The organism is Calothrix sp. CCY 0018, from assembly GCF_963920925.1.
Lineage (GTDB): Bacteria > Cyanobacteriota > Cyanobacteriia > Cyanobacteriales > Nostocaceae > Rivularia.
On the sequence record NZ_CAWUDI010000037.1, the window covers coordinates 1 to 20,594 of the forward strand.

At 38.9% G+C, this 20,594-nt stretch carries 16 protein-coding genes and 1 pseudogene; 9 read left to right on the top strand and 8 right to left on the bottom strand.

Annotated elements, in window-relative coordinates:
• Positions 1–20: 20 nt before the first annotated feature.
• Positions 21–3,458 (bottom strand): response regulator, encoded by a 3,438-nt coding sequence (locus ACM03V_RS23955; protein WP_414623309.1) that lies wholly within the window; start codon positions 3,456–3,458, stop codon positions 21–23.
• Positions 3,459–4,357: 899 nt separating this feature from the next.
• On the opposite strand from ACM03V_RS23955, the gene ACM03V_RS23960 reads away from it, so the two are divergent.
• From ACM03V_RS23960 to ACM03V_RS23970, 3 genes are all read left to right on the top strand, one after another.
• On the top strand, positions 4,358–4,564 hold the full coding sequence (locus ACM03V_RS23960) for a hypothetical protein (RefSeq protein WP_414623310.1): 207 nt from the start codon (positions 4,358–4,360) through the stop codon (positions 4,562–4,564).
• Between the two features lie 405 nt (positions 4,565–4,969).
• Complete coding sequence (locus ACM03V_RS23965) at positions 4,970–5,611, top strand: N-acetyltransferase family protein (RefSeq protein ID WP_414623311.1); 642 nt, start codon at positions 4,970–4,972, stop codon at positions 5,609–5,611.
• 842 nt (positions 5,612–6,453) lie between these two features.
• A complete protein-coding gene (locus tag ACM03V_RS23970; RefSeq protein ID WP_414623312.1) occupies positions 6,454–7,008 on the top strand; it encodes a hypothetical protein in 555 nt (184 codons plus the stop codon).
• Positions 7,009–7,063: 55 nt separating this feature from the next.
• Here ACM03V_RS23970 and ACM03V_RS23975 read toward each other — a convergent pair whose 3' ends face one another.
• From ACM03V_RS23975 to ACM03V_RS23995, 5 genes are all read right to left on the bottom strand, one after another.
• Positions 7,064–8,230 (bottom strand): histidinol-phosphate transaminase, encoded by a 1,167-nt coding sequence (locus ACM03V_RS23975; protein WP_414623313.1) that lies wholly within the window; start codon positions 8,228–8,230, stop codon positions 7,064–7,066.
• Between the two features lie 193 nt (positions 8,231–8,423).
• Positions 8,424–9,059 (bottom strand): YqiA/YcfP family alpha/beta fold hydrolase, encoded by a 636-nt coding sequence (locus ACM03V_RS23980; protein WP_414623314.1) that lies wholly within the window; start codon positions 9,057–9,059, stop codon positions 8,424–8,426.
• A gap of 334 nt (positions 9,060–9,393) precedes the next feature.
• Positions 9,394–10,779 (bottom strand): glutathione-disulfide reductase, encoded by a 1,386-nt coding sequence (gene gor / locus ACM03V_RS23985; protein WP_414623315.1) that lies wholly within the window; start codon positions 10,777–10,779, stop codon positions 9,394–9,396.
• A 141-nt stretch (positions 10,780–10,920) separates the two neighbouring features.
• Positions 10,921–12,267 carry a glutathione-disulfide reductase gene (gene gorA, locus ACM03V_RS23990; RefSeq protein WP_414623316.1) on the bottom strand — a complete coding sequence of 449 codons (1,347 nt, stop codon included), beginning with the start codon at positions 12,265–12,267 and terminating at the stop codon, positions 10,921–10,923.
• A gap of 983 nt (positions 12,268–13,250) precedes the next feature.
• The gene (locus tag ACM03V_RS23995) at positions 13,251–13,736 is read right to left on the bottom strand and encodes an allophycocyanin (RefSeq protein WP_414623317.1); all 486 of its coding nucleotides are present in this window, start codon (positions 13,734–13,736) and stop codon (positions 13,251–13,253) included.
• Between the two features lie 195 nt (positions 13,737–13,931).
• On the opposite strand from ACM03V_RS23995, the gene rlmD reads away from it, so the two are divergent.
• On the top strand, positions 13,932–15,314 hold the full coding sequence (rlmD, locus tag ACM03V_RS24000) for a 23S rRNA (uracil(1939)-C(5))-methyltransferase RlmD (protein WP_414623384.1): 1,383 nt from the start codon (positions 13,932–13,934) through the stop codon (positions 15,312–15,314).
• Between the two features lie 420 nt (positions 15,315–15,734).
• Positions 15,735–16,199: an ATP-binding protein gene (locus ACM03V_RS24005; protein WP_414623318.1), complete on the top strand. Its 465-nt coding sequence runs from the start codon at positions 15,735–15,737 to the stop codon at positions 16,197–16,199.
• A 122-nt stretch (positions 16,200–16,321) separates the two neighbouring features.
• Here the strand turns inward: ACM03V_RS24005 and ACM03V_RS24010 are convergent, their stop codons facing one another.
• A complete protein-coding gene (locus ACM03V_RS24010; protein WP_414623319.1) occupies positions 16,322–16,609 on the bottom strand; it encodes a DUF6439 family protein in 288 nt (95 codons plus the stop codon).
• Positions 16,610–16,657: 48 nt separating this feature from the next.
• Between ACM03V_RS24010 and ACM03V_RS24015 the strand changes: the two genes are divergently transcribed.
• Complete coding sequence (locus ACM03V_RS24015) at positions 16,658–17,068, top strand: hypothetical protein (protein WP_414623320.1); 411 nt, start codon at positions 16,658–16,660, stop codon at positions 17,066–17,068.
• Between the two features lie 126 nt (positions 17,069–17,194).
• Positions 17,195–18,586, top strand: coding sequence for an asparagine--tRNA ligase (gene asnS / locus ACM03V_RS24020; RefSeq protein ID WP_414623321.1), 1,392 nt, complete (start codon positions 17,195–17,197; stop codon positions 18,584–18,586).
• 76 nt (positions 18,587–18,662) lie between these two features.
• Here asnS and ACM03V_RS24025 read toward each other — a convergent pair.
• Positions 18,663–19,329, bottom strand: a pseudogene (locus tag ACM03V_RS24025) (Uma2 family endonuclease).
• A 67-nt stretch (positions 19,330–19,396) separates the two neighbouring features.
• Between ACM03V_RS24025 and ACM03V_RS24030 the strand changes: the two are divergent.
• Entirely contained in the window at positions 19,397–19,570 is a 174-nt protein-coding gene (locus tag ACM03V_RS24030) for a hypothetical protein (protein ID WP_414623322.1), read from the top strand.
• Positions 19,571–19,729: 159 nt separating this feature from the next.
• Positions 19,730–20,431 (top strand): M28 family peptidase, encoded by a 702-nt coding sequence (locus ACM03V_RS24035; RefSeq protein ID WP_414623385.1) that lies wholly within the window; start codon positions 19,730–19,732, stop codon positions 20,429–20,431.
• The last annotated feature ends 163 nt before the right edge of the window (positions 20,432–20,594 follow it).

Sequence of the window (20,594 nt, forward strand, 5' to 3'; positions counted from 1 at the left end):
TTTGGTTGCTCATGGATGCCTCAATAATCCCTACCCCGAAATTTTGAGGGGATACCAAGAATAGTACCTGGCTCGGCAGCACCTTGCAATCGAGAAGCAATATTTACAGAAGGACCAATCGCAGTATAATCGGCACGTTCGGAACTACCAAACATTCCTACAACTGCCGTACCTTGATGAATACCGCAGCGAAACTGAAGTCCACTACGTCCGTCGGTATCAAAAATACCTTGCGATCGCCAACGTTCGTTTAACTCAGAAAGACCGCGTAACATTGCTCTAGAAGTATTGACGGCTCTGCGCACCTGTTCGTTAGGTGTAAGTTCTTCTGGCGCTCCATATAAAGCCAAAATAGCATCTCCCATAAATTTATCTACGGTGCCGCCGTTATCAAATACAGCCTTTGTCATAGCTTCTAAGTATTCATTAAGCAATTCTGCAACTTTCCGCGACCTTAAAGTATTGGATAATTGAGTAAAACCAACGATATCGCTAAATAAAACTGTAATTAAACGGGGTTCCGGCCGCAAATCTAGAACTAATTCGCCTTGCTGTGCTTTTTTGACTAAAACAGGAGGTAAAAATCGCTGAAGTACTGATTCTGTTAAATAAATATTTAATTCCAGAACTTTGCGTTCGTTTTCTTTTAAAGCTAAGAGATTTCGTGCTTCTGCCAAAAGTTCCCTATCATTAAATGGTTTAGCTAAATAAGCATCGGCACCACGTTCGGTTCCTTCAATGCGAGTGTCTTCATCAACTTTTGCAGTCAGCAGAATGATTGGTATTCCTTTGAGCGTCTCCTCCGAGCGTATCATCCGAATCATCTCTAATCCGGTGACTACAGGCATCATTAAGTCGGTGACAATCAAATTGGGTAACAATTCTTTCGCTATATGAAAACCTTCCGAACCGTTTCGGGCTGTTTGTACTTGATAACCGTTTGCGCGAAGAATACTAGATACATAAGCTCGCATATCGGGATTGTCATCTACAACTAAGATTAATTGTCCTTTTCCAGTTTTGGAATTTATAACTTTTTCAGAGGGAGAATTAACACTTGCCGACAACAATTCCTGGGGAATTTTTTCAAAATTATCAATATGACTATCAGTTGATTCTATTAATTCTAAATCGGCTAACTCCACAGCAGCACGACTGAGATTAACTTTACTTTCCGTTTCTACGACTTGGGAAGCATTTAAGTGAGCGCTTCCTGAAGGAAGAGATATGGTAAAATTGGTGCCGCTTTCATAAATAGAATCGACAGTAACTGTACCTCCGTGAACTTCCACCAACTCTTTAACCAAAGCCAAGCCTAAACCCGTTCCTTCATAAGAACGATTTTCTGAACCTTCAGCTTGACGAAAACGTTCAAATAAGTAGGGAATTTGTTCTTTGGCAATACCGATTCCAGTATCTTCTACTTGTAAAATACAATCCGAACCAGTGTACTGCAATCTAACAGTAATATTACCGTTTTGAGGAGTAAACTTCATGGCATTCGATAGCAGGTTGTAAACCACCTTATCGAATTTTTCCATATCTAAATAAACCGCAGGACATTCATCTAGTTCTGTTACCAGATTTAATTCTTTTTTCTCGCAGTATGGACGGAAAGACTCAACAATTTGACTGACAAATTCAACTAAATCGCACTTGCGAAAACTAGGCTGCATTCTCCCAGCATCCAAACGCTGCAAATCCAATAATTGATTTACCAGTCGCAACAAACGCCTCGAATTACGCAAAGCAATGGTACTTTGTTCGTGAGATAATCCCTCACCCGCGCTCACAGCAGACTCCAAAGGACCTTGAATTAAAGTTATTGGGGTGCGAAATTCGTGGGAAATATTCTGAAAAAATTCAGTTTTTTGTTTATCTAATTCCAGCAAACGTTCCGCTTGTTGGCGAGTTTTTTGATAAAGCCGAGACTGTTGAACTGCAAGGGCTGCTTGAACTGCGACAGATGCAGCTAACTCTACTTCCGGTTTTAGCCAATGCCGTTCTTTTCTACTTTGTCTTAAGCTAATACTGCCAATAATTTTTCCATCGGCAAGTAATGGAACTACCATCAACGAACGAGTAGCCATTTTTAAAGGTAAATCAAAACCTTTTACTTGGGCAGAGTAATCCTTAAGATCGGTAATAATTACCGGCTCCTGAGTTTGCAAGATTTTTTGCAGTATTTGATTTCCCGTCAGAGGTGCCAAAGACTGCGGTAATTGATGAGGGCTGGGTTTTACTTTACGGTTTGAGTTAGAGTTACTGCCAACCTCTACTTGAGAACTATCGTACAAACCAACACACTCAACAAATTCATCTTCGGCAGTCCATAAAGATAAAACGCAGCCATCTACCTGTAAAGCTTGTCCCAGTTGTTCGGTAATAGCAGCAAAGATTTCTTGGGGATCTAGGCTAGAACGGATGGCGCTAGTAATTGTATTAATTAATGCTTCACGTTGAGCAAGAGCGTGTACCTGCTCGTAAGCGCGAGCTTGAGATAAAGCTAATGCGGCCTGATTTGCTACCATCACTACCAACTGCACGTCATCTTCCTCCCAATCACGGGATTCTCCTGACTGGTGTAATGCCAAAACTGCCATCAATTCTTGCTGACAAATTAACGGCACTACTAAAGTAGAGCAAATTCGAGCATCTTCATAAACTTGAGAGCGGTTACTTTGTTCGGAAGTATTTCCTTGAACCCGCTCATCTGTTGTTGCATCAGAAATTACTTGAACTTCGCGGGTTTCCCATACCGTATGGGCTAAAAGTTCGGCTGAGTCAGCTTGAAAATTTGATTCAACAACTTCATCTTTATGCTTTAGTTCGCTGCTTGATTCTCCCGAATGAAGATTTTTTTGAAAAATAAAACCTTCATCAACTAAATGTCCATTTTGAAAGGGACGTAAAAGACATACATCAACTTCCAACATCTGACCAACATTATCGACAATAGCTTGTAGAATTTGCCGATAATCTAAAGCGCCGCGAATGGTATTAGTTAAAGAGTTGAGCAGCGATTCTTGACGTAATGTACGGGTTAGTTCATAGGTACGTGCTTTGAGAACATTGTGAGTATCTAAAGCTTGACGCACTACAGCTTTAAGTTCTTCTGCTTCCCACGGCTTAGTTACATATTTGAAAACCTTACCAGCGTTTATGGCTTCCACCAAGTCTTCGACATCAGTGTAGCCAGTTAAGATAATCCGGATAATATCCGGGTACTTAGTCGCTGTCAGGCTCAAGAATTCTGTACCGCTCATCATTGGCATTCGCTGATCGGAGATAATTACTGATATATCTCCTTCTTTTGCCAACAATTCCAATGCATCTGGACCACTTGTAGCTCGTAGCACCTTATATTCGCGATAAAAGGTACGGTATAGCAAATCGAGGTTGTCGGGTTCGTCATCAACAACCAGTATTTTTGGCTTTCTCTTTAATTGGGATTTCATGCACCGCTTCCAAAGAGTAACGGCAGTCGGATAAACAATTTAATTGGGTAAGAATGTTTTAACATTCGATATAAGGGCACAACATTACAACTCAAATCGGCAATCGTGCTTGTTTTAAGCTTACTTTCTTCGTAGTAAACTCCGAAGCCGAAGCTAAAGAGGTGCCGATCGCCATTAAGAGCGAATTTTTGCACCCCAATGCGTTTCATACTCACTTTTAGTTTTAAAGATTAGTTTTTAATAATCGATATCTTGTAGCCAAATTTTTCTTCACCCCCAGCGATAATTTTTGAATTAGACGTACATTTAACAACGCTGATTGAATTCATCCGTCCAGCATCTGTTTTATTAGTTTTCCCGACTTAGCACCAACACTAACATCGAGAAAGCAATTTTTATTGATTTCAAGGGTCGTTTAAACAGTAATATTACGGGATTGGCGGCATTTTAATGTATTGATAAGTACTGCATTAATAGTGTATATCTGGATATAAAGTCTCAATATAGTACCGTAAACAGATTTATTAAGTATAAATTTAATCACAAGTATGTATGTCAAGAAAATGATAGTCAGCGTTTAAATTACCCCCTTTCAGTTATAAAAGAAATACTGCTGGCTTATATGAATTACTTGTAAATTATCCAGTAATTGCGTATGCAGGTGCCAGACTTTACTACAGCCAGTTTATTTATTGCCAGTCTAACAACCCCAGTAGCCGCTTGTATTCTATTAAGCACTCAATGTAACAATTAGACACCTAGCTTCCACCGGGTGTACAAAAAATTTTTTATAGCCCGAAGTTTTCGTCCTCCGTAAAAGTTAAAAGCTTACTCGTAACCAATCCCGGCACGATTCATATCGATTGTTAGGAAGCAAAAGGCATAAAACATGGATTAAAATGTTTATTCGCGATATTGTGCCGCAAAAAGCTCTTGATTGGAAACTTGATCCCTATGAATACCCCCTTGAGAATAATTTAGTTGCATTGCTTAACGTAAAAAGTGCGGTATTTGAGAAAGAAGTTGTTACTATCAATAGTCAGGAGGGTAAAAGAACGTCTGTCAGCAGTCCAAAATCGATCGTTGTGTCATACAAAATCAATTGAGAGGGAAATGTAGGTATTGCCGAACATAATTAAGGCTTGAGAATGCACTATAGTTATCCCTATAGTAGGAAAAAAACTAGTTTAATTATCTGTGTACCTACTTTTAATCCATATTTTCCGGATAGTTTGAGCTAATGAGCTAAAAGTTATAATCTCGAAATCTTCCGACAAAGGTAAGAATTAAACGATTTGATGGACTTATATATCAAGTGGAGCAAGGATAGTAATCTGTAAAAATTCCTGTATTTGCAATTTTTTCATCTATTTATTATGATTCTTGTCTAAATCTTTATGTAAAAAGACACTTTATGCGACGCTCCAATTTGCACATTTTTTGCACGTTTTTAAATTAGAGTTTTCATCTAAAGACGATAGTGTTTTACGATATTTAACTCACCTGCATCAATGAATAACTTAAACACCATTACAGCCTTGACTCCTTCGTTTTCTCTTCCATCTCATCAAAAGCCAATTGCGGTAGCCACTAACCCCATTACCTCTGGGTTCCAAATTCGTCTGTGTACCGCTGCTGATTTAGCTGATGTTGCCCAAATTATCGCCGAAAGTTTTCACTCCCGTCACGGTATATGGGGATGGGCTTTTCCGTTATTGCGTTTGGGCATTTACGAAGACTTAAGACATCGTTTGGCGGTAGAGGCACCTCATCACGTGTGTTTAGTAGCTGTTGATACTAGCGATGGAGCAAATTTAAGTTTAGTTGCGACTGTAGAATTGAGCGTGCGCTTGGGCGATGCTTGGACTTACACGGGCACTCGAAAAAGTTTTGCTTATTTATCTAATTTAGCCGTACATCCTCAATACCGAAGGCAAGGAGCAGCTCGTGCGTTATTAACTAGCTGTGAAAAAGTTGCCGCCGAGTGGGGATTTAAAGATTTATATCTCCATGTTTTGGAAAATAACCATCAAGCACGACAACTTTATTTTAAATTAGGATACCGTATGCACCAGATTGACTCGAATTGGAATACATTTTTCTTTAGACGCTCGCGACAAATCCTACTTTATAAACATCTTTTAGACAGTTAAATAATTAATATCCAACCTACACAGAATACTTCTAAAAACTTAAATTTATAACTTGACTAAGTATTCAATTGATGTTATGCCATTTTCTTAACTAATATAGCTAGCTGAATAGATGTTCGATCTCAGAAACATTTCATAGTTATTTTTTAGATATTGGTTACATTTATTTATATTTTTTTCAAGAAAAATATTTTTCTTGAATAGGGTTAGTTCCCTCAGTTCACATAGGTGTCGTCAGATTTATTAAAAAGCTATCTGCACAACAAATTTCTAAGCAATTCACTAAAAAAGTTCCTATTTATATAGTCTACGAACCATTTAGGAGCAATGTAAAAATATAAGGTCACAACAACTTTAGCAAATCCTTGATTTTTTTTATCTTTTCTTTAAAATATTGCGGTTCTAGTTGTAGTAAGCTAATTTTTGTAGAGATGTTTAGCAGCATATAATATTGAATTAGAGACTCCGCTGATAAAACGCCGTCATAGTTTTGTATTTATATAAAAACTTAGATAGCGCAAGCATCTCAAATTAAGTATTATGAACAATTCAGTAAAATTACACTTAAAATTGATTAATGTTTTACATGAACTTTGTATATAAAATACCTATCTTTATAGAAACTTTAAGTAAACATTCCTGTACTGGAAGACAAATCCAGCTAAATCACATAAAATATGGTTACTCAATCGGTTAATCTAATTAATTTAATTTGAATTTAGTTCAGCCGAACAATAAAACTTTAGATAATAGCAAAACTAAAGCTTTATTCATTGATTTAATCGCCAATTGTTTGTTTAAGTTCAAATAAGTTCCTTTCTTGTTTAAATTTTTTAGAAAAGATGGATAGCGAAAAGCACCAACGCTATCAAACTGCTATGGTATCAACTTATTATCCTGACACTTGTTTCCTCGACTATCTTGTGATGCCAGATGGAGTTGAGCAATCTTATGGCTCGGATCTACTGACAAAGCTGCATAGTGGAAAGGTTTTTATGGTCAATAGTCGTAGACGAAATGGGCTAATACTTTTTAAAGCCTATCATGCAGAGTTTGCCGGACCGGGAGCCGCTGTCGGTGGCGATTACGATCGCGATTGCGTTCACGTACTCCCGATTGGGAATATTTCGTCTATGTTATTGACAACTAGTTCCTCTGAAGACCGCCAAAAGTCTTATTTAATACGAAGGCAGTGGATTAGGCTAATCAAGCAAATTACTGAAAATCCAGTACCGCAGCAGCGGATCCAAAGAATTCTCGATCAGTTTGAACAATATTTTCCACCAGAAGTAGTAAGTCAGTTACCGGATAAAGCATTTGCAATGTTAGTGGGAGTTTTGCCACAGACTGTAGCAATGGTACGCCGTTTGGGTAATGAAATAGATACTCTAAGTTAACAAAAGCTGCCTCAATCGCTGGTTCTAATTTAAGATTTTAATTTAAGATTTTAATTCAAGTTTTTAATTCAAGTTTTTTATAGCCCTTTTCAAACCGCTCTAAAGTACGGACATTTTCTGAGGGGGAACCTACAGTAATTCGCAATCCCCCACCAGTGAGCCGTACCAAAGTGCCAGAATCTTTCAATTCTTTATGAAGATTTGTTAAAGAATTATTTATTTGTTTTTCATCTTGTGCTTTGAGCCGTAGAAAAATAAAGTTAGCGGCACTTTCAGATATTTGTAATTGTGAATATTGAGATAAATTTTCGAGTAATTTAGAACGTTCGCTTAAGGTTTGAGAAACAGACTCTAATAAAAGCGAGCGATTTTGTACGGCTATTAATGCAGCTGCGATTGAAAAACTTGGAAGATTATATGGTAAACGGACTTTTTCTAAAATAGCAATTAGTTCCGGATGAGCAATAGAGTAACCTACGCGCATTGCAGCCAAACGAAAACCTTTAGAGAATGTCCGTAATATCACCCAATTTGGATGTTGTGATAATTCCGAGGCAACAGTAGCTTGACTAAATTCAAAATAAGCTTCATCAATTACTACTAAAATATGTTCTGGCAAACTTCTTAACCACGTCAATTCTGCTGCCGTTAAGGAATTAGCCGTAGGAGAATTCGGGTGAACAACAAAAACTGTTCTAATAGGTTGTTCGCGATTGGTTTCTAACGCTTTCGAGGCTGCGTTCAAATCCATCTCAAAATTTTCTTCAGGATTTCTCGGTATTGTTACTACAGGAATACCTAAAGCTTGCGCCAAAATTCCATACATTGAGAAAGTCGGTTGAGCCACAAGTACCGAACCGTTCCCTCCCAAACAGGTAGCGATTAAGATTGAACGAATTAGTTCATCCGAACCATTGCCCAGAGAAATATTGTTACTTACAAGAACGTTGGAAGAAAGATTCGCTGACTCGTTAACGTATTCACTAATTGATTGTCTGAGTAAAGAATGTCCCCCATCTGGATAACGATTGGTTTCGATTAACTCTTTATAAGTCCAAACCAATTTTTCTTTTAACTCAGGGGGTAAATCATAGGGGCTTTCATTGGTATCAAGTTTATCTAACTGTGTTGGTGCATTGGTGACTGGAGAAGCGTCATAAATCCCAAGCTGCTGCTTATAAGCTGCTAATTCTACTAAATCACTGCGGAGGAAAGGAAGCATATTAATTTTAGATTTTAGATTTTAGATTTTAGATTTTTTTAATTACAAACGTATTTTTCTTGCATTAAGTCTAAATAACCTAATGTAAGAATCACTCAATTTGCATACCTAATATGTATAATTTTCATTATTTTATCATTAAAAGGTAGCTGAAATTACGGTATTTTTGCCAATTTTAATTGCAGCACTTCAGTTAAGTTTTGGATATCTGACAAAAACCTTGAATGCTCTGCCAGATTTCCATCATCATATTATCTAAAGCATGATTGCTATTAAGTTCGATTAATTCTACCCAAGAACGTTTTTGAGCAAAATCTCGGCTGGCTTCGATGGGAATCACTTCGTCATGCTCTCCGTGCAAAATAAGTGTAGGAATCGGACGTTGCAAAAATCTTTCCTGATATTGAGTTGCGTCAGTCAGAAAATCATAACTTAGAGGTAGTTCCCGTTTTTCGCCGTAGTGATGAACCATCAAATATCCTTCTTGCTGCCAGCGCTGTATAACTTCCGTACCTAAATTAGGCAGCCAATGCGATAAAAAACCAAAGGCTGGCGCGAGTAAAACCAAACGTTTTACCTGTAAGAATTTTTCTGCTATGTGGGCTGCCGTTAAGCCTCCTAAGCTAGAACCAATAATAGTTACGTTCTTATGTTCTAAAAGTAAGGCTATTTGTTTAAGCTGGCGTGTAATTGTGAGGTGATAAAAATCATCACAATTTAAATCGGGAATTTCCAGTTTTATTTGATTTTGAGCAAAACGTTCGAGTATGTACTTAGCTTTACTAGAATTAGGACTCGAAGCAAAGCCATGAAGGTAGATGTAGTGCAATTTGTCAGTGAGCAGTGAGCAGTGAACAGTTATCAGTTAACAATTTTCACCCGTTCACCGCAAGGTGCGGCTCAGGGTGTGGATCATCAATTATCAATGAAAGGAATTACGCAGTCACAATAATAAATATAGTGCTTCAGATATTAAAATCTCCTTTAAGGAGGCTTTTCGTAAACCTTAGTTAACCCGACTTATAAGGAAATACACCATATGACAGGCTTGGAAGCACTTAAAATTTTCATTTCTGAGTTTTTTCCTAATTTATTTACAATCGATTATCGAATTATATTGATAATTAATAATTAATAATTAATAACTGCTAACTGCTAACTGATTACCGCATCGTAACGAATTCTTCTGCTGCTGAGGGATGAATACCAACAGTAGCGTCAAAGTCTTTCTTAGTAGCGCCCATTTTTACAGCTATAGCTACGCCTTGAACTATCTCAGCTGCATAGTCTCCTACCATATGAGCGCCTAAAACTTTGTCGGTTTCACTATGCACAATTAATTTCATCATTGTTCTTTCTTCCTGTTGCGGCAAGGTGTAGAACATGGGACGGAAACGAGTGCGATAAATTTTTATTTTGTCCGAACCAAATTTTTCGTTCGCTTCTGCTTCCGTTAAACCTACCGTGGCGGCTTCTGGTTGGGTAAATACAGCTGTAGCAACATCTTCATGGCTGAAAACACGTCTTATATCACCATATTCGCTATCAGCAAAAGCTCTGCCTTCACCAATTGCCACAGGAGTTAAGTTAATTCTGTCAGTAACATCACCTACAGCAAAGATATGTGGAATGTTTGTTTGACTGTATTCGTCAACAATAATGGCATTCATAATGCCGTATCCATGCCCTTCAACAGTGCTAGGTACTATCTTAACTCCAGCTTTGTCTAAACCCAATCCTTTCACATTGGGAGCGCGACCCGTAGCCACTAATAACACATCGGTATTTATGGGTTCTTGCTGTTCTCCAGATAAGTTTAACTTTAAGCCTAAGCCCTCGGATAGCTTTTCTACAGATGTAATTACAGTATTTTTAATTATCCGAATACCGTGGTTGATCATTCCTTCCTGAATCCCGGTACGGATATCTTGATCAAAATCTTTCAAAATCATGTCGCCGCGCATAATTTGGGTGACTTCGCAACCCAAACCGCGCATAATACAGGCGAATTCCGTACCTATGTATCCAGCGCCGATAATAGTTATATGCTTGGGCTGTTCTTTGAGGTGGAAAATATCATTAGAGGTAATACCATACTCTATCCCCGGTATATTTGGTAGAGAAGGCGTTCCTCCAACCGCAATCAAAATTTTATCCGCAGTAACTTTGCGTCCATCAACTTCTATAGTATGCTCATCAACTAAGCTGGCGCGACTTTGAATTAACTCTACTCCGGCTCTTTCCAAGAAGTTTATATGCAGCGCGGATAGCCTTCGTACTTCATTATCTATAGATGTGATGAACTTTTCCCAGTCCAACTCAGCATCACCTACTTTCCAACCATAGCCACCCGCGCTTTCAAATAACGAAGGGAAGTGAGAAGCATACACCATGAGTTTTTTGGGAACGCAGCCGCGAATAACACAGGTTCCGCCCACCAGATCGTATTCGGCGATCGCCACTTTTGCTCCGTAGCTTGCGGCGCGTTTGGAAGCTGCTAAGCCTCCGGAACCAGCACCAATTACAAATAGGTCGTAGTCGTAAGTCATAGTTTTAAGCGTGTTCTTTGCAAAAATTAAACCGCCGTTAGTATAGGTTCAAATAAGCGCGGTTGTCCGAAAAGATGCTCCTATATTCCACACTAATTTACTTTTCAACATTCAAGCAAGCGCGTAAATTTTCTTCTTAATTTAATCCAATGTTAAAAATTCTTCTGCGGTAGTTGGATGAATGGCGATCGCCTCATCTAAATCATCTTTAGTCATACCTTTACGAAACGCAACACCAAGACATTGAACGATATCGGCTGCGTGTTCGCCTAGCATATGAATTCCGATAACTCTTTCGGATTCACCTTCAACTACTACTTTAATTATTGCCTGCTCGTCAGTTGAAGCCAGTTGATACATTAGTGGCACAAATTGATCGTTATAACATTTTACCGAATCGCCAAATTCAGAACGTGCTTGATTTTCGGTCATACCTATACTTGCCATTTCCGGACGAGCAAAAACAGCACAAGGTACCTGCCCGTAGTTTACCGTTTGGGATTTGTTCGCGAAAACTGTATTGACAACAGCAACAGCTTCTTTTTTTGCTACAGGTGTTAACTGCAAGCGATCGGTGCAATCTCCGACGGCAAAAATATTTTCCTGATTGGTACGACTATATTCGTCTACTTTGATTGTGCCTTTTTCGGTCATTTCAACTTGGGCATTATCTAGATCGAGCTTTTCAGTATTCGGAGCGCGTCCGGTAGCAACTAAAATAGTATCGGCGGCGATGGTTTTTTTGAACTTACCATTTACAGTTAACAGTAAGCCTTCTTCGTAATGTTTAATTTCCGTCGCCTTGCTGTTGCTGATAAATTTAATTCCTCGTTTAGACAAACTTTCTTGAAGACTTTTACGAATATCGTCATCAAACCCTTCTAGAATCGTTTCACTTGTATCAACAACAGTGACGCGACAACCTAAAGCATTCATCATGCTAGCAAATTCTACGCCGATGTAACCACCACCGATTATTGCCAAACGTTTGGGCAAATAGGGTAAATGAAACATTTCGCGGGAAGTGATCCCGTATTCGATACCGGGGATATCCGGGATAAAAGGACGTGCCCCTACAGCGATTAAAATCTTATCTGCTGTTACCTCGATTTCATCGACTTTAATAGTGTGAGCATCAACGAAGGTAGCGTGCCCTCGCAGTAAAGTAATGCCATTTTCCTTAAATTTTTCTTGATACGAACTATTAATGCGATCTATTTGCTTGTGTACCGAACTGATAAACTGCGTCCAATTGAAATGCGATGAGCTTTTACTCCAACCATAATCAACTGCAATTTTATTCTGTAGCGCGAAGTCAGCCGCGTAGACAATCAGCTTTTTAGGAATGCAACCGCGATTCAAACAAGTTCCACCAAGGGCTTCTTCTTCGGCTACAGCTACACGTAAGCCCAAAGAAGCGGCTTTTGAAGCAGCAGCCGCACCAGCAGAACCAGCACCCATTATAAATAAATCGTAATCGTATGTCATAACTGCGCTTAATTTGAATTGCTCTTTAAATGAATGCAATATTTTTCTCTTTTGACTCGTTTGATTTTAAATCGTACAGGAGTTAGGTAAAATCTACCTCGACCTAATGATTTTTGCTGCTGTAATCAATCTTAATTGTATAGAGACTTTATTATCTTTCGGCAATAAACATAAAACTATGATTTTTCCACAGACACAGTATATTTTATCGGTTATGAAAGCTCTATAAGCGGATTGACACCTTCGGCGGCAGATACCACAACTGTCTTTAGGATGAAATTTTTATTATTTTCAATTATACTGATATACCCTACAAATTGAATCTTTTTTGATTATCCCTTCGCGATCGCTATTTTTTGATTTTTCAATTATTTTTCAAGCCACCGTTATTTGTAATTCAGACTACCTTTTATCCTATATTTTGCTGATATGTTTTTTTTGCCAAAAAAAATAAATTAGATACAGCTTATATGCAGGTTAGTTGTGACGAGAATCACAACCATTCATGATTGAGATCCTCTTCTAACAACAGAGCTAGGAGCATAATTATATATAACTGAACTCTAGCCGAGTCATTAATAGGGAACACACTAATAGCCGACAGCCTTGAGCAAAGGACTGTCGGCTTTTTGTATTTATTATTATATATATTGGGAATTAAGCATTGGGCATTGGGCATTGGGAGAGGGGGTAGATGGGGAGATAAGGTAGAATTTTCAATTCCTAACCCCTAACTGGTAACTGAAATAAGTTTCCCCACGACTTGTTGGTAACTTGACAGAGATTCTGCCGCAGCCACTATCAAGTGTGGGGAAGATGAATTTAAGGACGGAATTATTATAGATTCGCCGTTAAATTCGTATTTTAGTTACAGGTTTTTCCAATATCCCATCAAAAACGATTTTTGCTTATTAATCCCTTAGTATTGGGTTTTATTGGATATGACGGGTAATAAAGGAAAACCAAGCTCAATTACAGCCGAATTAAGACATGGATTGAATGATGAAATCGAAGTAAGGAGCAGCTTGCTGTGCATCTTCAGCACTTAATAGATTAATAGAAGCTTCTTTTAGTCCTTTGATCGCTTCTACCATTCCGGGTACGGGGACTCCTAAAGAGTTGTACATTTCCTTAACGCCAATCAAACCAATTTTTTCAATAGGTTCTTTATCACCTGCGAGTATTCCGTAGGTGACTAAGCGTAAGTACCAACCATAATCGCGGACGCATAGCGCACGTTCGCGCTGTCCGTAAGCATTACCCCCTGGAGCAATAAAGTCAGGGCGCTTCTGCCAAAGTGTCTTAGTAGCTTGTTCAACTATCTTTTTTTCATTTTCAGTTAGGGTACTTACGATTCGCACCCTTTGTTCGCCGGTTTTCAAATAGTCTTGGATATTTCTAAGTTCGCCGCTGCTGGGATAACGCAGCTCGTCGTCAGATTGGAGAATAACTTGGCTTACTACAGTCATGACTTGTAAAAGAAAGTGCTTTTTTTATTATTACTGATAGTTTACCGATTCAAGTACCCAGAAGTGAAGAGATGGGGGGATGGGGAGATGGGGGGATGGGGAGATGGGGAGATGGGGGGATGGGGAGATGGGGGGATGGGGGGATATTAACTGATAACTCATAATTGATAATTGATAATTGATAATTGATAGATGATGACTAGAACAAAGTGGAAACAGGGTGATTTGGTTGAGGCTGTAATTACAGACTTGAGCGATACGGGTGATGGTGTGGCTAGAATCGGTGAATTGGTGGTGTTTGTACCGGATACCGTACCTGGCGATCGCGCCCAGATCCGTTTAATAAGTGTGAAGCCAAAGTATGCAAAGGGCAAAGTTAAAGAATTATTACAATCATCACCCGATCGGATTAAACCAGCTTGCATTGTGGCTGATAAATGTGGCGGCTGTCAGTGGCAGCATATCAGTTATGAGTACCAACTCGAAGCTAAACGTAAAGCTGTGATTCAAGCTTTGGAACGTATCGGTGGTTTCACACAACCGCAAGTCGATCCGGTAATAACTGCGGGTAAATCATTAGATTATCGCAATAAAGCGACTTACCCGGTGGGGATATCTTCTACCGGGGGAGTTATAGCTGGTTACTACCAAAAATCTTCTCATCAAATAGTCAACCTGAATCAATGTCCGGTACAGGATTCGCGGTTAAACCCGATTCTCTCGGAAATTAAACAAGATATCCAATCAGAGGGATGGCAAATTTATAACGAACGTAACCATACCGGAATCATACGCCATCTTGGTTTGCGTATTGGTCGGCGTACTGGGGAAATTTTGCTGACTTTGATAGTAAAGGAATGGAACTTACCAGGAATTGACGAGAAAGCACAAGAGTGGTTAGACCGATATCCCCCATTAGTAGGAGTGATGTTAAACCGGAATGAATCTCGCACTAATGCGATTTTTGGTAAAGAAAATCGAACGATCGCTGGGAGGGATTACTTAGAAGAAAAATTTGCTTCTTTAAAATTTCAAATAAGTCCGGATACATTCTTCCAAGTAAATACTGAAACAGCAGAAGCATTATTGTACGAAATCCAATCCGAATTAAATTTACAAGGTAATGAAATATTAGTTGACGCTTATTGTGGTATTGGGACTTTAACATTGCCGCTTGCACAACAAGTACATCTTGCTATTGGTTTGGAGATACAACAATCATCTGTCGCTAGAGCAGAAATTAATGCTCAGTATAATCACATAACTAATGTTGCCTTCCATTCGGGAAAGGTAGAAGAATTACTGTCTCGGATATCTACGAAACCAGATATTGTTATACTTGACCCTCCGAGAAAAGGATGCGATCGCACTGTAATCGAAACTTTACGCAAAGTAAAACCAGCTCGTATTGTTTACGTAAGTTGTAAAGCTGCAACACTTGCTCGCGACTTACAGCAACTTTGTCAAGATGGTTTATACACATTGTCGCGAGTACAACCGGCTGATTTTTTTCCTCAGACTGCTCATGTGGAAGTTGCAGCATTTCTTGTGCGATCAAATGCCCGTCAAGGTACTTAGTCTAATTATCGGGTCAAATTTAAAAATTGTAGTCTAGCGTATAGTAAAAATGCTAAAATTGAATTAATCTAAACATAGAATACCTTTTGTATAAAGAAATTGACGCTATAGCGGACTCAAAAAAACAAAGAAAAAGTTGTTTAAATTACAAATCTGCTCAGTTTTACGAGTATTAAAATACTCATTCATGCTTCAAGTAAATTTTTAGTTTGTAACGGTTTGTAGTTAAAAAAAAGATCGGTCGATTTTAATTTCAGCAACTTTTATTTGATAAAAAGAGTCAATGCTAAGTAGCATACAAAAATTAATTGTACGGACAGAAAAATTAAGGCAACATGACTACCTCAACTGAATTTTAGGGTGCGTGGTAGATAGCAAAAGTCATGTATAGCAGTCGCCGAAAGCTACGGGGTTTCTCTTGTGATTACCATTTCACTTCGTCCGGTAGGACGTAATTGGGGCACGATTAGTTTTGCCTCAACTCTATATCTCTGCCCGATTTTAGATTTGCTTTTGGCAGAAATTCCAGGAGAAATGCAGGCTGAGTTGAGACTGGGGCTTCAAGAGGCGTTAGTCAATGCAGCGAAGCACGGTAATAATCTCGATCCTGGGAAAAAAGTTGTAGTTCGTTTTTCACTAATTGATGATAGCTATTGGTGGGTAATATCAGATCAAGGTAAAGGGTTTATCCCTGAATGCGATTGTGAAGAAGATCCCACCGAATTTTTGCCACCTGATGAATCAGAAAATGGTCGCGGTTTATCGATACTGCACCTAATTTTTGACCAGGTGGAATGGAACCGTAGAGGTACGGAATTACGCTTGTGCAAACAGTTGGAGCATAGACGCTCAAGAATACCTATACCTTCTTTATTACGGAATTAGTTTTTAGTTAAGAGTTAAGGTTTTTAGTTAAGAGTTAGGAATTAGAAGTTAGAAGTTAAGAGTTAGAAGTTAGGTGTTTAAAAACAACTATCAACTAACCACTAACAGCTAACAACTAATAACTAACCGTCTTTTTTTTGCCCGTGGGTTGGACAAGGTGGGGCACTTATAGAACGATTTAACCATCCTGTGGCTTGTTCTAACCGGGTTTGAGCTTCTTCGGGCTGTTCGGAAAGAAGAAATACCAGGGCAGCTGCTGTTTGTTCGCAAGCGCGAACTTTGCGGTTAGACTTGAGGCGATGCCAATCGTTAGGAGATATACTCAATCTCTCCAATAGAGCTTGAGCTAGTTCTACTGTACTTATTTCTTGCAATTGACTAGTTTTAGGCAGTTGGCTGGATTGAGACATAACCTGCATGGTGGTAATAACGTTCTCTTTTACTGTAATACGTTGCTCATGGAGTCGCCCAAACAAACTTCCTCAGATTCAGGTGAGGAAAATCTCGAACAAGAATTGCAACAAGAAATATTATCAGTTGAGCAAAGCCTTGATGGGTTAAAACAGCGCTACGCTCAGATGCTTGCCGATAAACAGCGCCAGATTGAACTGGTGCGGCGTTTCGACGAAATTAAAAAGGAAATGCAGCAAACCACTTCGCGATCGTTAAAAGCGGAGTTGAAGCAAATCAAAGAGCAGTTAGAAAATTTAGATAATGCTTTAGGATTGTTTTCCGAAAGTTATTTAGTGCTGTTTGGTGGTAGCGTTATATTTACCAAAAGCGGTTTAAAAGACTTGTTTTGGCAAGTAGTCCGTTTTGGTGGATTGGGCGTTATCATAGGCTGGTTATTAAAGTCTGTTGTTAGTTAGTTGTAGAGACGGGGCGCAGTGCTACGTCTGTACGGGAGTTAGGAGTTAGCAATTGAGATATAAACAACTATCCACTAACAACTAACAACCAACAGCACTAAATTTTTATTCTTGGAAGATAAATATATGATAGAAAGACGGATTGCAGAAATATTGCGGAGCGCTCAACCATCGGAGACAGTAAAGGTGCAAGGTTGGGTTAGAACAAAGCGCGAGTTAAAAGGGTTTGCTTTTATTGAAGTTAATGATGGTTCATCTTTGGCTAATTTGCAAGTTGTGCTAAACCAAGATTTACCAGATTATGAGAATATTTTAAAACAATTAAATACAGGTGCGTCTGTAGAGGCATCGGGAATACTGGTTGAGTCTCAAGGCAAAGGACAGCGGATTGAATTAAAATCGGAAGCGGTAAAAGTTTATGGTGAAGCAGATCCAGAAACTTATCCGCTACAGAAGAAACGGCATTCTTTCGAGTTTCTCAGAACAATTGGACATTTACGCAGCCGTACTAATTCCTTGGGTGCGGTTTTCCGGGTGCGTAATGCTTGTGCTGCGGCGATACATGAATTTTTCCAGCAGCGCGGCTTCTTGTGGGCACATACGCCAATTATTACCGCTAGCGACTGTGAGGGTGCTGGCGAACTTTTTAGCGTTACCAATTTAGATTTAAAGAATATTCCCCAAACGGAAGATAAACAGATAGACTATAGTCAAGACTTCTTTGGTAGACCGACATATTTAACCGTTAGCGGGCAGTTAGAAGCCGAAATTATGGCGATGACGTTTGGTAACGTCTATACTTTTGGTCCTACCTTCCGTGCGGAAAATTCCAATACTTCGCGTCACCTTGCAGAATTTTGGATGGTTGAGCCGGAAATGGCTTTCTGCGAACTTAAAGAAGACATGGATTTAGCTGAAGAGTTTCTCAGATATGTCTTCAAATATGTGATGGAAAAATGTCCCGAAGATATGGATTTTTTCAATCTGCGAGTTGATAAGACAGTATTGGAAACCGCAGAGAATATTATTAATAATAAATTTGAGCGAATTACTTATACTGAAGCCGTCAAACTTTTGGAAAAAGCCGATGCAAAGTTTGAATATCCGGTAAATTGGGGCTTAGATTTACAATCGGAACACGAGCGCTATCTGTGCGAACAACTTTTTAAGAAGCCGGTTATTGTTAGCGATTATCCGACAGAAATTAAAGCTTTTTATATGCGGTTGAGCGATGATGAGAAAACCGTTGCCGCAATGGATGTTTTAGCACCGAAAATAGGCGAAATTATCGGTGGTTCCCAACGTGAAGAAAGGTATGATGTGTTGGAACGTCGGATTAAAGCTCAAGGAATGAAACCAGAAGATTTATGGTGGTACATGGATTTACGTCGTTACGGTACCGTACCTCATGCTGGTTTTGGATTGGGTTTTGAAAGATTGGTGCAGTTTATGACGGGAATGGCGAATATTCGCGATGTGATTCCGTTTCCGCGTACTCCGGAGAATGCGGAGTTTTAGAATTATACAGCTTATTAGCCCTCACCCTTGAAGGGTGGGGCTACATTTACAAAGCCCACCTGCGTGGGCTACATAATTATTCGTTCAAATCCCCAAAACGTTCGTGATAACGAGCCAAAAGCGCTTCAGCTTCATTTGCACGCTGGGTTTCTTCGCTCAACTTGGTTGCTAATTCATCGGGAATTAATAATTTTTCTCCGGTATCTTCGCGGTAAAAACCGATTAATTCATCTTCTATAGCTAAACGTAATTTTAAAGGTTCGCTGCGGCTATCTGTAATTAATTGGTAACTTTCTCCTTGCAAACGATAACCGCGCAATTTTTCTTTTATCCATTCACCTTTAGGATCGAAAAGCCAATATTCTTGTACTTCTAATTGTTCGTACAAGATTGTTTTTATGTTCTACATCTTGGTTTTGAGTACCTTTAGATGTAATTTCAAAAATAACTGAAGGAACTTTACCTTCTTCCCAAACTTTATAATTATCTCTACCTCCCGGTGCAACATCAAAAATTACCATTACATCGGGAGCTACTCGCAATTTTGGGAAACCTTGAGCGTAATACAAAAATTGATTTGCGAAAACAGTTGCTTGTTGTCCGATAAGATATTGTCGCAGTACTTCGAGGGTTGTTAATAAAGCGTAGAGGTGGGTGTAGGTTTCTGCCACGGGTTCACCGTCGGAGCTAGGGTAGAAGATTTGAGACTGTTTTTTAGTTGAAGTTGAGCTAATAATTGTCATTTTTTCAGGTTTTGAATTTTACGTCTATTATGACAGCAGTTATTTACTAAAGTTTTGGGTGTAATCTATGACTGGGATGAGAAGAAAGCGTAAATTTAAACCTTTTAGTAAAGCTGCTTTGATAAGGCTTGGTATTTTACTGTTTGTTTTGTTAGGTGTTATCGGCTGGCTGTGGTTTACATCTTTTCAAATGCCGGGAAATAGCTATAGTGGTGAGTTGCTTCCTTTAACCGCTCAATAAAAAATAATTAAAGAGAATTTACAACAAGATATTAATAAGTTAGCTGTTGAAATCGGAGCGCGAAATTATAATAATTATGAAAATATCAATGCTGCTAAGGATTTTCTCGAATCTTCTTTTCAGCAAGCTGGTTATAAAGTTAATAAGCAAGAATATCAAATAAATAATCAGACTTTTACAAATTTAGAAGTTGAAATCAAGGGTGTTGAGAAACCCGATGAAATTGTAATTGTTGGCGGACATTACGACACAGCTTTTACTAGCCCTGGTGCTAATGATAACGGTTCCGGTGTTGCTGCGGTGTTGGAATTAGCGCGGAGATTTGCGGATAAAAAACCAAATAAAACTTTACGATTTGTGGAATTTACAAATGAGGAACCGCCTTATTTTTGGACTGAAAATATGGGTAGTTTGGTTTATGCGAAGGGTTGCAAAGAAAGAAATGAAAATATTGTGGCAATGTTGAGTTTGGAAACTATGGGTTATTTTTCAGAAGAAGAAGAAAGTCAAAAATATCCATTTCCGCTGAATTTAATTTATCCTTCTCAAGGTAATTTTATTGCTTTTATCGGTGATATCAATTCTAGTCAACTGGTGAAAAATACTATTAATTATTTTCGCAAACAAGTACAATTTCCATCAGAAGGTGTAGCGATTTTTGGTCAAATTCCTGGTATAGGATGGTCAGATCATTGGTCATTTTGGCAGCAAGGTTATCAAGGTATTATGGTAACTGATACCGCGCCTTTTCGTTATAAGCATTATCATACTTTGCAGGATATTCCCGATAAGATTGATTATGAAAAGTTAACGCGGGTTGTATCGGGTTTGGAGAAGGTTGTTGGGGGATTTGTTAGTTGAAGAAAAACCTCACCCCTGCTCCTCTCCTTGTTACCTCACCCCTGCCCCTCTCCTTAACAAGGAGAGGGGTTTAAATCTAAAATCATAGTAGTTTTCCCTCTCCTTAATAAGGAGAGGGATGTCCGTAAGGACAGGGTGAGGTTGTTTGTATTTTAACAAGCAT